The organism is Ewingella allii (assembly GCF_044430645.1).
GTDB classification, from domain to species: domain Bacteria; phylum Pseudomonadota; class Gammaproteobacteria; order Enterobacterales; family Enterobacteriaceae; genus Ewingella; species Ewingella allii.
In genome coordinates, this window is sequence record NZ_JAWUDN010000004.1 from 201,100 (window position 1) to 215,180 (window position 14,081).

Annotated in this window: 11 protein-coding genes; all 11 read left to right on the plus strand. The window is 54.2% G+C overall.

Features of this window, described 5'->3' with window-relative positions:
* The first annotated feature begins 180 nt into the window (after positions 1-180).
* The 11 genes from SBO83_RS11645 to mraY all read left to right on the plus strand — a co-directional run bounded on the left by SBO83_RS11645 (position 181) and on the right by mraY (position 14,079).
* A complete protein-coding gene (locus SBO83_RS11645) occupies positions 181-1,977 on the plus strand; it encodes an AMP-binding protein (protein WP_396131621.1) in 1,797 nt (598 codons plus the stop codon).
* A 452-nt stretch (positions 1,978-2,429) separates the two neighbouring features.
* Positions 2,430-4,148, plus strand: coding sequence for an acetolactate synthase 3 large subunit (gene ilvI, locus SBO83_RS11650; RefSeq protein ID WP_353500989.1), 1,719 nt, complete (start codon positions 2,430-2,432; stop codon positions 4,146-4,148).
* A gap of 2 nt (positions 4,149-4,150) precedes the next feature.
* The gene (gene ilvN / locus SBO83_RS11655; RefSeq protein ID WP_034787147.1) at positions 4,151-4,642 is read left to right on the plus strand and encodes an acetolactate synthase small subunit; all 492 of its coding nucleotides are present in this window, start codon (positions 4,151-4,153) and stop codon (positions 4,640-4,642) included.
* Between the two features lie 333 nt (positions 4,643-4,975).
* Entirely contained in the window at positions 4,976-5,980 is a 1,005-nt protein-coding gene (cra, locus tag SBO83_RS11660) for a catabolite repressor/activator (RefSeq protein ID WP_396131622.1), read from the plus strand.
* 680 nt (positions 5,981-6,660) lie between these two features.
* Positions 6,661-7,119: a division/cell wall cluster transcriptional repressor MraZ gene (mraZ, locus tag SBO83_RS11665; protein ID WP_034787151.1), complete on the plus strand. Its 459-nt coding sequence runs from the start codon at positions 6,661-6,663 to the stop codon at positions 7,117-7,119.
* A gap of 2 nt (positions 7,120-7,121) precedes the next feature.
* On the plus strand, positions 7,122-8,063 hold the full coding sequence (gene rsmH, locus SBO83_RS11670; protein ID WP_353500990.1) for a 16S rRNA (cytosine(1402)-N(4))-methyltransferase RsmH: 942 nt from the start codon (positions 7,122-7,124) through the stop codon (positions 8,061-8,063).
* Positions 8,060-8,380, plus strand: coding sequence for a cell division protein FtsL (gene ftsL / locus SBO83_RS11675; RefSeq protein WP_353500991.1), 321 nt, complete (start codon positions 8,060-8,062; stop codon positions 8,378-8,380). The genes rsmH and ftsL overlap by 4 nt, the downstream gene beginning before the upstream one ends.
* A gap of 27 nt (positions 8,381-8,407) precedes the next feature.
* Positions 8,408-10,171: a peptidoglycan glycosyltransferase FtsI gene (locus SBO83_RS11680; RefSeq protein WP_100938078.1), complete on the plus strand. Its 1,764-nt coding sequence runs from the start codon at positions 8,408-8,410 to the stop codon at positions 10,169-10,171.
* A complete protein-coding gene (murE, locus tag SBO83_RS11685) occupies positions 10,158-11,645 on the plus strand; it encodes a UDP-N-acetylmuramoyl-L-alanyl-D-glutamate--2,6-diaminopimelate ligase (protein ID WP_396131623.1) in 1,488 nt (495 codons plus the stop codon). Before SBO83_RS11680 ends, murE begins: the two co-directional genes overlap by 14 nt.
* Positions 11,642-13,003, plus strand: a complete 1,362-nt coding sequence (gene murF, locus SBO83_RS11690) for a UDP-N-acetylmuramoyl-tripeptide--D-alanyl-D-alanine ligase (protein ID WP_396131624.1) — start codon at positions 11,642-11,644, stop codon at positions 13,001-13,003. Before murE ends, murF begins: the two co-directional genes overlap by 4 nt.
* Entirely contained in the window at positions 12,997-14,079 is a 1,083-nt protein-coding gene (mraY, locus tag SBO83_RS11695; RefSeq protein ID WP_034787164.1) for a phospho-N-acetylmuramoyl-pentapeptide-transferase, read from the plus strand. The genes murF and mraY overlap by 7 nt, the downstream gene beginning before the upstream one ends.
* Positions 14,080-14,081 lie beyond the last annotated feature (2 nt).

Below are 14,081 nucleotides of genomic sequence, written 5' to 3' on the forward strand. Positions count from 1 at the left end.
CATTTTCTTTCACCGCTTTTGGTCATTTCTCATTTCCCTGCCATTCTTGAATAATAATTTGTTTGTCTGCTGACCATCCCTCGGTAGACTGCGCGAATTGTTAATAACGGTAAGCAATTTTTATGCCCCACTGGTGGCCATTGCCGCTTACTGTCTCTTCATCTTTCAGGTTTGCGGGTTATGACGACAACTCTTACTGACTTCCATTTGGTTTCACGCTTTCAATACCAACTTTCATCGCAGCCTGACAACATTGCTTTTCGGGAATGGTCGCCGGAAAAAGAGCACTCCCTCACCTGGCGTGAAGCCGGTGAGAAGATAGACCGGCTTTCCGGCATCTTATTGCGTTTGGGCGTCGAGGTGCAGGAGAGGGTGGCGCTTTGCGGCAGTAACGCCATGGCGTGGACGCTGGCTGATTTGGCGCTGTTGCAAATTCGGGCGATCACCGTTCCTCTTTACGCCACCAACACCCCGGCGCAGTCGGCCTATGTGGTTAATGATGCCGGCATTCGCATTTTGTTTGTGCTCGAGCAAAGTCAGTTCGACGCCGCGCTGGCTTTACAGACGCTTTGCCCGCAGCTGGAGCATATTCTGGTGCTGGATGAGTCAGTGAATCTGCGCGACGCGCCCATTGCTCGCCACGTTAGCTGGCTTGAAACGCCCGACCCGAGTTCGCGCACAAGCCTTGAACAGCGCCTGGCGCGGCGCAGCCTTGAAGATCTATTTACCCTGATTTATACGTCGGGTACCACCGGCGAGCCAAAAGGGGTGATGCTCGACTACCTCAGCATCGCCAATCAGCTGCAACAACATGACCACCGCCTCAGCCTTACTCGGGACGATATCTCGCTCTGTTTCCTGCCGCTGGCCCACGTTTTCGAACGCGCGTGGAGCTTCTTTGTGATGCACAGCGGCGCGCAGAATGTTTATCTGCGCCAGACGGATTTAGTCCGCGAGGCGCTGTCTGCTGTCAAACCTACCGTGATGTGCGCCGTTCCGCGCTTCTACGAAAAGGTTTTTAGCGCTATTAATCAGAGCGTGTCGCACTCAGGGCTGGTGAAGAAAAAGCTTTTTCACTGGGCGATGGCCCAAGGGCGGGAGAAGTTTTTAGCTGCCAGAAAGCACGAATCGCAGTCATGGTGGCAAAAAAGCCAGTTCGCGCTGGCGGACAAACTGGTGCTGAGCAAGCTACGCGGCCTGCTCGGCGGCAATGTGCGTTTCCTTCCCGCCGCCGGAGCAAGCTTAGATGACAATGTGATCCTGTTTTTCGAGTCCATTGGGCTAAAGATCAAATATGGCTACGGCCTGACCGAGACCTGCGCCACGGTCAGTTGCTGGGAGGAGAACGATTTCCAGTTTGGCTCAGTAGGCACGGCGCTGCCCAAGGTGGAAATTCGCATTGGCGAAGAGAATGAGATTCAGGTTCGCGGGCCGACGCTGCTGCGCGGCTACTTTAATAAGCCGGAAGAGACGGCGGCGAGCTTTACGGCCGACGGCTGGTTCAAAACCGGCGACGCGGGGAAAATGGATGAGCAGGGCAACCTGTTTGTTACCGAACGCCTAAAAGATCTGATGAAAACCTCGGGCGGAAAATACATTGCGCCGCAGCGCATTGAGGGAACTTTGGTGCAGGACCGCTATATTGAGCAGGCGGCGGTGATTGCCGATGCCAAGCATTTTGTCTCGGCGCTGATTGTTCCCGACTTCAATGCGCTGAGTGAATATGCTCAGGCGCACCACATTGATTACTTCAACCGCGAAGGGCTGCTGAAAAATGAGCAGATCCTGTCGCTCTTCACTTATCGCGTTCGACAGATCCAGCACGAGTTGGCAAGTTATGAGCAGGTGAAGAAGTTTGCGCTGCTGACCACGCCCTTCACCATGGAGGCGGGTGAGCTGACCCCTACGCTGAAAATTCGCCGCAAGATTATCGCCGAGCGCTATAAAAAAGAGATTGATGCCTTCTATTGTGACTAGGGTCACACTTCTGGCCCGCGGCAGACTTTGCGGCGGGCCGTCTGTTTTTTGATTCTGTTCAAATCCGCCTTTTTTATGCCTATTCCCATCTAGTGGAACAAGAATGTTGTCATAATTTAATGCTGTAATTTATTCCCCCTTCCTGATATTCCTGAGTAGTAGTCTGCTTTGTGTAGTGTTTTGTCTCGCTCTAGATAAGGCCAGCAGCGCGACACAAAATAGTGGCCCCGGCAGCGGTATTTTGCCGTTTGCTTGACCGAAATTCAGACGCTAAGGTATTGAGTTACATTTACGTCATAAGATAAGAACAGCAGGGCTAAGCCCTCTTACCCGGACGATGGAAATGAATTCCATTTTCCTTTGAGTTGTTTATTCACCGGGCAGCTCTCTTATAAAAAGACTCTTATTAAAATAAGTCATCCTATAGAAACAAAAAGCCTGGAGGCAAAACCATGGAGATGTTGTCAGGAGCCGAGATGGTCGTCCGGTCGTTGATCGACCAGGGCGTTAAACACGTATTCGGTTATCCCGGCGGAGCGGTGTTGGATATCTATGATGCCCTGCACACGGTCGGCGGGATTGATCATGTGCTAGTTAGACACGAGCAGGGCGCTGTTCATATGGCTGACGGTTATGCACGCGCAACGGGCGACGTTGGCGTGGTGCTTGTGACCTCCGGCCCGGGCGCGACCAATGCCATTACCGGCATTGCGACGGCCTATATGGATTCCATTCCGCTGGTGGTGTTATCAGGCCAGGTTCACAGTTCGCTGATTGGCTATGACGCTTTTCAGGAATGCGACATGGTGGGGATTTCCCGCCCGATAGTGAAACATAGCTTCCTGGTGAAGCACGCGGAAGATATTCCGACGGTATTGAAGAAGGCGTTTTACCTCGCTTCTACCGGCCGCCCAGGCCCGGTTGTGGTTGATTTGCCGAAAGATGTGGTCAATCCGCAGGTAAAATTGCCCTATTCCTACCCTGAGCAAATCACCATGCGCTCCTATAACCCGACGGTGCAAGGCCACCGTGGGCAGATTAAACGCGCGCTGCAAACCCTGTTGGCGGCGAAGAAGCCGGTGCTGTATGTCGGCGGCGGTGCGATTAACTCTGCATGTAGCGCCGAGCTGTTACAGCTGGCCGAAAAGCTTAATCTGCCGGTGACCAGCTCGCTGATGGGCCTTGGCGCTTTCCCAGGCACTCACCGTCAAAGCGTGGGTATGCTGGGGATGCACGGCACCTATGAAGCCAATATGACCATGCACAATGCCGACCTTATCTTCGGCGTGGGCGTGCGTTTTGATGACCGTACCACCAACAATCTGGCCAAGTACTGCCCGAATGCCACCATCATGCATATCGATATCGACCCAACCTCTATCTCGAAGACGGTGAGCGCGGATATCCCTATCGTGGGTGACGCCAAGCAGACGCTGGAGCAGATGCTGGAATTGCTGGCGCAAAGCGATGAGAAACAAGAGTACGACGCGCTGCGCGACTGGTGGCAGAGCATCGAGCAGTGGCGCGCGAAAGATTGCCTCGGCTACGATAAAAACAGCGGCACGATTAAGCCTCAGGCGGTTATCGAAACTCTGCATCGTTTGACCAAGGGCGATGCCTACGTGACGTCGGACGTCGGCCAGCATCAGATGTTTGCCGCGCTCTATTATCAGTTTGATAAGCCGCGCCGCTGGATTAACTCCGGTGGTCTGGGGACCATGGGCTTCGGCCTGCCTGCGGCCTTGGGCGTGAAGCTCGGCCTGCCGGAAGAAACCGTTATCTGTGTGACCGGCGACGGCAGTATCCAAATGAACATTCAGGAGCTGTCTACCGCGCTGCAATACGACCTGCCGGTCATTGTGGTTAACCTGAACAACGGTTATCTCGGCATGGTTAAACAGTGGCAGGATATGATCTATTCTGGCCGCCATTCGCAGTCGTACATGCAGTCTCTGCCTGACTTCGTCAAACTCGCAGAGGCCTATGGCCACGTGGGTATTGCGATTCGCTCCGCCGATGAGCTGGAGAGCAAATTGCAGCAGGCATTGGATCAGAAAAACCGTCTGGTATTCGTGGATATCAGCGTGGATGAAACAGAACACGTTTACCCGATGCACATCCGTGGCGGTGCGATGGACGAAATGTGGTTAAGCAAAACGGAGAGGACCTAATCATGCGCCGGATTTTATCAGTATTGCTCGAAAACGAATCAGGCGCTTTGTCACGCGTCGTCGGCCTGTTCTCCCAACGCGGCTACAACATTGAAAGTCTGACCGTAGCGCCGACCGACGATCCAACGCTGTCGCGCATGACCATCCAAACGGTGGGCGACGCCAAGGTGCTGGAGCAGATTGAAAAGCAGCTGCATAAGCTGGTGGACGTTCTGCGCGTCAACGAGCTGGTGCAGGGCGCGCACGTTGAGCGCGAAATCATGCTGGTTAAGCTGCAAGCCTCGGGCTACGGGCGTGAAGAGGTGAAACGTTCCACTGAGATTTTCCGTGGTCAAATTGTTGACGTCACGGCGACCCTCTATACCGTGCAGTTGGCGGGAACCAGCGACAAGCTGGACGCCTTCCTGGCAACCGTGCGTGAAGTGGCGGAAATCGTTGAAGTCGCGCGTTCTGGCGTGGTTGGCGTCTCTCGCGGTGACAAAGTGATGCGTTAATCCTTGATATCATGGGGGCTATTGTGGCCCGATGAATCATGTGCTGCTCAGAAGCCCAACTCCGGTTGGGCTTTTATTTTGTCTTTCGTCTCACGACGAAGGTACTGCCTTCTTTAATCCTTGAGGTGAAGCGATTCGGTAAAACACCTTGCTCAACAGGGTCTTCTGCGGTTAGATAAAGACAAGTTTATTTAATCATTTCGTCATTGATGTCGCTTTCACTCGGCGGCTGAATTGCCAACGGACAGCAGTCATTGCCTCGCCAGTCGTTAAAATCGGCCATTTCAAGGCGTGCTGCACTTCACTTAATGAGTTATGTAAGGGGTTTTCTCGGTGAAACTGGATGAAATCGCGCGGTTAGCGGGCGTTTCGCGTACCACTGCCAGTTATGTTATTAACGGCAAAGCGAAACAGTATCGTGTCAGCGATAAGACAGTTGAAAAAGTCATGGCTGTCGTGAAGGAACATAACTACCACCCTAACGCCGTCGCCGCCGGGCTACGCGCGGGCCGAACCCGTTCCATTGGTTTGGTGATCCCCGATCTGGAAAATACCAGCTACACCAAAATTGCTAACTACCTTGAGCGTCAGGCGCGCCAGCGTGGCTATCAGTTGCTGATTGCCTGTTCCGAAGACCAGCCAGACAACGAAATGCGCTGCGTGGAGCATCTGTTGCAGCGTCAGGTCGATGCAATCATTATTTCCACCTCCTTGCCGCCGGAGCACCCGTTCTATCAGCGCTGGGCCAATGATGACTTCCCCATTATTGCCCTCGACCGAGCCCTCGATCCTGAACATTTCATCAGCGTGGTGGGGGCCGATCAGGAAGACGCCTTTACGCTGGCGCAGGAGCTGCGCGCGTTTCCGGCTGAATCGGTTCTCTATCTCGGCGCGCTGCCAGAGCTTTCCGTCAGCTTCCTGCGCGAGCAAGGTTTCCGTCAGGCCTGGGCCGATGATACCCGTGAGCCGCAGTACCTCTATGCCAATGCTTATGACCGTGAATCAGCAGCGCTGGCGTTTGCCGAGTGGCTGAAAACCCATCCTATGCCGCAGGCGCTGTTCACCACCTCGTTCCAGCTGTTGCAGGGCGTAATGGATGTCACCCTGAAGCGGGAAGGGCGTTTGCCGATGGATTTAGCCATCGCCACCTTTGGTGATAATGAGCTGCTCGACTTCTTAGATTGCCCGGTACTGGCCGTGGCGCAGCGCCACCGCGACGTGGCCGAGCGCGTGCTTGAGCTGGTGCTGGCCTGTCTCGACGAGCCAAAAAAACCGAAAGCCGGTTTGACTCGAATTCGCCGCAACCTGTTCCGCCGTGGGCGTTTGAGCAGAAAATAATCTTCAACGCGGGTTTAGGTTCGCTAAACCCGCGACTTACTTATCTTTGCCATTCTCCTCGCAAAAATATGCCGCAAAACTAGCCCATAACGTTTAAATGGGTATTTTGGGACATTTCCTACGCATTGAATTATTAGCAAATGTTTTGCTACCTTTTCTGGCTGATATAAACCGCTAAATCAATTTTTAAATACGTTAATACTGGCGCTAAAAGTGCTGTAGAATTCACGCCTCAATTTTTATCGGCCGATTTTCTGTTTAATTTGTAAAGGCCCTAAAAAGGGACAAAAGCTTGCTGCATGCGGGCTGGCAACAAGAGTAATCGTGTTTTAGCAGTAATCATCTTAAAACGAATCAACATTCTGTTTTTGATGATGGAGAGGTTAAGAACTGAGAGATCGTTAGCAGAAGAATATAAATAGTTAAATAATGTTCAATTTGATTTTTTTTTAATCATAATTATTTTCACTACGAAATTTCCTCAACTAATCATGACGTTATTTTCTATTCCGCTACTAAAAATCCTTACTCCCTTGCGATAAGGCTCCTCGACGCCCGCGAAATAATGCCAAACCGCCTCTGCTCTGGCTTGACAAGGTTTTAATACCATCCGTAAACTCTTTTATGTGGGAATTTGTGGAGGAAAGTGGTGAAAAGGGTCATAGAGGGGTAGATCGGTCATGTTTCGTGGCGCGACGATGGTTAACCTCGACAGCAAAGGGCGACTTGCCGTACCCACCCGATATCGGGATTTGCTGAGCGAAGAATCGCAAGGTCAAATGGTATGCACCATAGACCTCCATCACCCATGCCTCCTCCTTTACACCCTGCCCGAATGGGAAGTTATCGAACAAAAATTGTCCCGTCTGTCGAGTATGAACCCCGTCGAGCGCCGTATTCAGCGCCTGCTGTTGGGCCATGCGAGTGAATGTCAGATGGATAACGCTGGGCGATTGTTGATTGCAACCACATTGCGCCAACACGCCGGGCTTGCCAAAGAAGTGATGCTGGTTGGGCAGTTCAACAAGTTTGAACTGTGGGATGAACAGACCTGGTATCAACAAGTTAAGGAAGACATTGACGCTGAACAGTCGTCTCAGGAACCACTTTCTGACCGATTACAGGACTTGTCACTATAAGCATGGTTGAAAATTTTAAGCACACATCCGTTTTGCTGGATGAGGCCGTAAACGGCCTGAACATTCGTGAAAACGGAATTTACATTGATGGAACTTTTGGCCGTGGTGGCCATTCGCGTCTGATTCTGTCCCAACTTGGGCCGGACGGGCGCCTGCTCGCTATCGATAGAGACCCACAGGCGATTAAAGCCGCCGAATCCATTCAAGACCCGCGTTTCTCAATTATTCATGGCCCGTTTTCCGACTTAGCGACTTACGTCAAAGACCTTGGTCTTGAAGGCAAGATCGACGGCGTGCTGTTGGATTTAGGCGTTTCCTCTCCGCAGTTGGACGACGCCGAGCGCGGTTTTTCCTTCATGCGTGACGGGCCGCTGGACATGCGTATGGACCCGACGCGTGGCTATTCCGCCGCAGAATGGCTGATGAAGGCCGAAGAAGAAGACATTACCTGGGTGCTGAAAACCTTTGGTGAAGAGCGTTTTGCTAAGCGTATTGCCCGTGCCATTGTTGAGCGCAACCGCGAGCAGCCGATGACGCGCACCAAAGAGCTGGCGGATTTGATCGCCAACGCTTCGCCTTTCCGCGAGAAGCACAAGCATCCTGCCACCCGCAGCTTCCAGGCGATCCGTATCTACATCAACAGTGAGCTAGAAGAGATCGAACGCGCACTCGACGGTGCGCTGGAGATCCTGGCAACCGACGGTCGTTTATCGGTGATCAGTTTCCACTCGCTGGAAGATCGCATCGTCAAACGCTTTATTCGCCAGCACAGCCGTGGTGCGCAGGTTCCAGCGGGCATCCCGATGACCGAAGCGCAAATCTCCGAGCTGGGCGGCCGTTCGCTGAAGTCCATCGGCAAGATGATGCCATCGGACGCTGAAGTATCAGAAAACCCACGTGCCCGTAGCTCCGTGCTGCGTTTTGCCGCGAGAACGGCCTCGTGATTGGTAATGAGCGTCATGGTCTGGTTGGCGTCATTGCGGGTGACATTCTGCGCAATGGCAAGCTTCCGCTGCTTTTGCTCATTGCCGTGTTGGTCAGCGCCATATTTGTGGTCACCACCTCTCACAAAACGCGCTTATTGACGGCACAGAGAGAGCAGCTGGTGTTGGAACGAGATGCGCTGGACATTGAGTGGCGCAACCTGATTTTGGAAGAAAATGCCCTCGGCGATCATAGCCGGGTGGAACGCATCGCAACGGAGAAATTGCAGATGCAGCACGTTGATCCATCTCAAGAAAACATTGTGGTTCAACCTTAAAACGCTTATGGAGAAGACTCGTAAAAGATGAAAGCAGCGCGCAAAACGAAGTTAAAACGTCCTGAAGATCAAGCCAGCTTTATCAGCTGGCGTTTTGCGTTGCTGTGCGGATGTATTCTTCTGGCCTTGGTGGGCCTGATGCTGCGAGTGGCTTTCTTGCAGGTCATCAGCCCCGACAAGCTGGTTAAAGAAGGCGATCTGCGCTCTTTGCGGGTGCAAACCATCGAAACTTCTCGCGGCATGATCACCGACCGCGCCGGACGCCCTCTGGCGGTTAGCGTGCCGGTCAATGCTATCTGGGCCGATCCTAAAGAGATTAACGATCACGGCGGGATCACCGTCGATACGCGCTGGAAAGCGCTGGCCGACGCCCTGAATATTCCCCTCGATCAACTCTCTACCCGAATCAACGCCAACCCTAAAGGCCGCTTTGTCTATCTGGCGCGTCAGGTGAATCCCTCGATTGGCGAGTATATCCACAAGCTAAAACTGCCCGGCATCTCGCTGCGACAGGAATCCCGCCGCTACTATCCGGCAGGGCAGGTGACGGCTCACGTGATTGGCGTGACCAATATCGACAGTCAGGGTATTGAAGGCGTTGAGAAGAGCTTCGACCGCTGGTTAACCGGCAAGCCGGGCGAACGGACTATCCGTAAAGACCGTTTTGGCCGCGTGATTGAAGATATTTCATCCGTTGACAGTCAGGCGGCGCACAACCTCGCACTGAGCATTGACGAACGTTTGCAGGCACTGGTTTATCGCGAATTGACTAACGCCGTGGCGTTCAACAAAGCGGAATCAGGCACCGCCGTGCTGGTGGATGTGCAGACCGGCGAAGTGCTGGCGATGGCTAACAGCCCGTCTTACAACCCGAATAATCTGCCGGATACGCCAAAAGAAGCCATGCGTAACCGTGCGATCACGGACATCTTCGAGCCGGGTTCTACCGTCAAACCTATGGTGGTGATGACCGCGCTCAAAAACGGTGTGGTGAAAGAGAACAGCGTTCTTAACACCCTGCCGTACTACGTTAATGGTCACGAAATCAAAGACGTGGCCCGATACCCGGAGCTTTCAGTGACGGGTGTCTTGCAGAAGTCGAGTAACGTCGGTGTATCAAAAATGGCGTTAGCGATGCCGTCCGCAGAGCTGGTAGATACTTACTCGCGATTCGGATTGGGAAAACCGACCAATTTGGGGCTGGTTGGAGAAAGCAGTGGCTTATACCCTAAAAAACAACGGTGGTCTGACATAGAGAGGGCCACCTTCTCTTTCGGCTACGGGCTAATGGTGACTCCACTTCAATTAGCGCGTGTCTATGCAACGATTGGCAGCTTGGGCGTTTATCGCCCTTTGTCGATCACTAAGGTTGATCCTCCTGTATCGGGTGAACGCGTTTTCCCTGAACCTCTGGTGCGTAAAGTGGTTCACATGATGGAAAGCGTTGCACTGCCGGGCGGTGGTGGCGTTAAAGCTGCTATCAAGGGCTACCGTATCGCGATTAAAACCGGTACGGCAAAGAAGGTTGGCCCGGACGGCAAATACGTTAACCGCTATATCGCTTACACAGCCGGCGTTGCGCCAGCGAGTAATCCGCGTTTTGCATTGGTCGTGGTTATTAACGACCCGCAGGGCGGTAAATACTATGGCGGTGCGATTTCAGCACCGGTCTTTGGGGCGATTATGGGTGGCGTATTGCGCACCATGAACATTGAGCCTGACGCGCTAACCGTCAGCGAAAATGACGACATAGTTAACAATCAAAAAGAGGCTTCAGGTGGCAGATCGTAATTTGCGCGACCTACTAGCGCCCTGGGTGAGTGATGCCCCAGACGTAGCGCTGAAAGAACTGGTTTTAGACAGCCGCGTGGCGGCTGCGGGAGACTTGTTCGTCGCGATTTCAGGCCATAGCAACGACGGGCGTCGTTTTATCCCACAGGCAATCGCGCAAGGCGTGGCTGCCGTGGTGGCCGAAGCTAAAGGTGAACAGGAGCATGGCGCGGTATCCCAGATGCATGGCGTACCGGTTATCTATCTGAATGACTTGAATTTATTGCTGTCCGAGATGGCCGGGCGTTTCTACGCCGAGCCGGGCAAATCCCTGCGATTAGTCGGCGTGACCGGCACCAACGGTAAAACCACCACCACCCAGTTGCTGGCGCAGTGGGCGCAGCTGTTGGGCGAAACCAGTGCCGTGATGGGCACCGTGGGTAACGGTTTACTGAATAATGTGGTTCCGGCGGAAAATACCACCGGTTCCGCGGTACAGGTTCAGCATGTTCTGGCTGACTTAGTGAAGCAAGGCGCGAGCTTCGCCGCGATGGAAGTCTCTTCCCACGGTCTGGTTCAGCATCGCGTTGCCGCGCTGCCTTTCGCCGCCGCCGCCTTTACTAACCTGAGCCGTGACCATCTGGATTACCACGGCGATATGCAAACTTATGAAGAAGCCAAATGGCTGCTGTTTGCGTCGCATCAGCTGGGGCAGAAAATCATTAATGCTGACGACGAAGTGGGTCTGCGCTGGCTGCAAAAGTCACCGGACGCCATCGCCGTCACTATGGAAGATAAGATCCCGGCTGATTGGAAAGGGCGCTGGTTGGCAGCTCGCAGCGTGAATTACCACGACGGCGGCGCCAGCGTGAACATTGATTCCAGCTGGGGTGAAGGCCTGATTGAAAGCCGCCTGATGGGCGCGTTCAACGTCAGCAACCTGCTGGTGGCCTTGGCGACTCTGCTCTCCCTCAATTATCCGCTGAAAGACCTGCTGGCAACCTCCGCCCAGTTGCAGCCGGTTTGTGGCCGTATGGAAGTGTTTAATGCGCCGGGCAAGCCGACGGTGGTGGTGGATTATGCCCACACGCCGGATGCTCTGGAGAAAGCGTTAGCCGCGGCGCGCCTGCACTGCAAAGGCCAGCTGTGGTGCGTCTTCGGCTGTGGCGGCGACCGCGACAAAGGTAAGCGCCCACTTATGGGCGGCATTGCCGAGCAGTACGCCGACCGCGTGATTGTGACTGACGATAACCCGCGTAGCGAAGAGCCGCGCGCCATAGTGGCCGATATCCTTGCCGGGCTGCTCGACGCGGGCCGTGCATTAGAGATTCATGGCCGCGCCGAAGCCGTCACCAGCGCCATCATGCAAGCCGCAGAAGATGACGTGGTGCTGATTGCCGGTAAAGGCCACGAGGATTATCAACTGGTGGGGAATCAGCGTCTGGACTACTCGGACCGCACCACCGCAGCCCGCTTACTGGGGGTAGTCGCATGATCCGCGTTTCCCTTCAGGCACTGGCTAACGAACTCAATGCTGAGTTGATCGGCGCGGACGCGCAGATTGACGCCGTGGTGACCGACACCCGCAAAATTGAGTCTGGCTGCCTGTTCGTCGCTCTCAAGGGCGAAAAATTTGATGCTCACGACTTCGCTGCTGATGCCATTGCAGCCGGAGCGGGGGCATTGCTGGTAAGTAAGCGCTTACCGGTGGAAGTTCCACAACTTGTGGTTGCCGACACTCGCATCGCCCTCGGCCGTCTCGGCGCGTGGGTTCGACAGCAGGTTCCTGCCCGGGTGGTTGGCCTGACCGGCTCCTCTGGCAAGACCTCGGTGAAAGAGATGACCGCGGCGATTTTGCGCCAGTGCGGCAACGTCCTTTATACCGCAGGCAATTTCAATAACGACATCGGCGTGCCATTAACCCTGTTGCGCCTGACTGCGGAACACGATTTCGCCGTGATCGAGATGGGCGCTAACCATGGCGGCGAAATTGCTTACACCACCGATTTAGTGCGTCCTGAGACTGCACTGGTCAATAACCTCGCCGCTGCCCACCTCGAAGGTTTTGGTTCACTGGCAGGCGTTGCTCAGGCCAAGGGTGAAATCTTTGAAGGTTTACCGGCCAATGGCGTCGCCATTCTCAATGCTGACAGCAACGACTGGCCGCACTGGCAGCGCCATCTGCATAACAAAATCGTCTGGCGCTTCTCACCAGAAGCGGGCGAAGACATTGATTTTTATGCCTCAGACGTAGAGATAAGCCCGCTGAAAACCGCGTTTACTCTGCATGCACCGCAAGGCGTGGTGGACGTTTCTCTGCCGCTGCCTGGGCGTCACAACATTGCAAATGCGCTGGCCGCTGCGGCCTTGGCGCTCTCCGTTGGCGCGACGTTAGACAATGTTCGCCAAGGCTTATCCACTTTACAAGCCGTGCCGGGGCGTCTGTTCCCCATCGCTCTGAGTGAAGGCAAAACGCTGCTTGATGACAGCTACAACGCCAATGTGGGTTCCATGACGGCTGCCGCGCAGACGCTGGCTGAAATGCCGGGTTATCGCGTGATGGCGGTGGGCGACATGGGCGAGCTAGGCGCAGAAAGCGAAAATTGTCACCGCGAAGTGGGCGAGGCTATTCGCGAAGCGGGCATCGATAAAGTTTTCAGCGTGGGTAACGCCAGTAAAACCATCAGTGACGCCAGTGGCTGTGGCGAACATCTGCAAGATAAGTCAGCCCTGACGGCCCGTTTAACAAGCTTGCTGTCAGAACATGCGGTCATCACCGTTTTAATTAAGGGTTCACGTAGTGCCGCCATGGAGCAGGTAGTACGGGCGTTACAGGAGAATGCAACATGCTAGTTTGGCTGGCCGAACATTTGGTCAAATATTATTCCGGCTTCAACGTCTTTTCATACCTGACGTTTCGCGCCATCGTCAGCCTGCTGACCGCATTATTCCTCTCTTTGTGGATGGGGCCTCGCGTGATTGCCCGTCTGCAAAAAATGTCTTTCGGCCAGGTCGTGCGTAACGACGGCCCTGAGTCGCACTTCAGTAAGCGCGGCACGCCAACCATGGGCGGATTGATGATCCTGACCTCCATCACCATTTCGGTGCTGATGTGGGCCTATCCGTCTAACCCTTACGTCTGGTGCGTGCTGTTCGTGCTGGTCGGCTACGGCATCGTCGGCTTTGTCGATGACTATCGCAAAGTGGTGCGCAAAGACACCAAGGGCTTGATTGCTCGCTGGAAATACTTCTGGCAGTCAGTGATCGCACTGGCCGTGGCTTTCACCATGTACGCGATTGGCAAAGACACACCGGCCACCGAGCTGGTTGTGCCGTTCTTTAAAGACATCATGCCGCAGCTCGGCCTGCTGTACATCTTGCTGAGCTACTTCGTGATTGTCGGCACCAGTAACGCCGTCAACCTGACCGACGGCCTTGATGGTTTAGCCATCATGCCAACCGTGTTTGTTGCCGCAGGCTTTGCGCTGGTGGCATGGGCGACGGGTAACATGAACTTCGCAAACTATCTGCACATTCCTTATCTGCGTCATGCGGGTGAGCTGGTGATCGTCTGTACCGCCATTGTCGGCGCGGGCTTGGGCTTCTTGTGGTTCAACACCTATCCGGCGCAGGTCTTCATGGGCGACGTGGGTTCACTGGCACTGGGTGGCGCGCTCGGCACCATCGCCGTGCTGCTGCGCCAAGAGTTCTTACTGGTGATCATGGGTGGGGTGTTTGTGGTTGAAACTCTGTCGGTCATCTTGCAGGTAGGTTCCTTTAAGTTACGTGGGCAGCGCATCTTCCGCATGGCGCCAATTCACCACCATTACGAACTTAAAGGCTGGCCAGAACCACGCGTCATCGTGCGCTTCTGGATTATTTCGCTGATGCTGGTGCTGATTGGCCTGGCGACGCTGAAGGTACGGTAATT

Bases quoted from the DNA above. Each gene is read 5' to 3' on its own strand.
- SBO83_RS11645 (WP_396131621.1), top strand. From the start codon at position 181: ATGACGACAACTCTTACTGACTTCCATTTGGTTTCACGCTTTCAATAC.
- ilvI (WP_353500989.1), top strand. From the start codon at position 2,430: ATGGAGATGTTGTCAGGAGCCGAGATGGTCGTCCGGTCGTTGATCGAC.
- mraY (WP_034787164.1), top strand. From the start codon at position 12,997: ATGCTAGTTTGGCTGGCCGAACATTTGGTCAAATATTATTCCGGCTTC.
- rsmH (WP_353500990.1), top strand. From the start codon at position 7,122: ATGGTTGAAAATTTTAAGCACACATCCGTTTTGCTGGATGAGGCCGTA.
- mraZ (WP_034787151.1), top strand. From the start codon at position 6,661: ATGTTTCGTGGCGCGACGATGGTTAACCTCGACAGCAAAGGGCGACTT.
- ilvN (WP_034787147.1), top strand. From the start codon at position 4,151: ATGCGCCGGATTTTATCAGTATTGCTCGAAAACGAATCAGGCGCTTTG.
- SBO83_RS11680 (WP_100938078.1), top strand. From the start codon at position 8,408: ATGAAAGCAGCGCGCAAAACGAAGTTAAAACGTCCTGAAGATCAAGCC.
- murF (WP_396131624.1), top strand. From the start codon at position 11,642: ATGATCCGCGTTTCCCTTCAGGCACTGGCTAACGAACTCAATGCTGAG.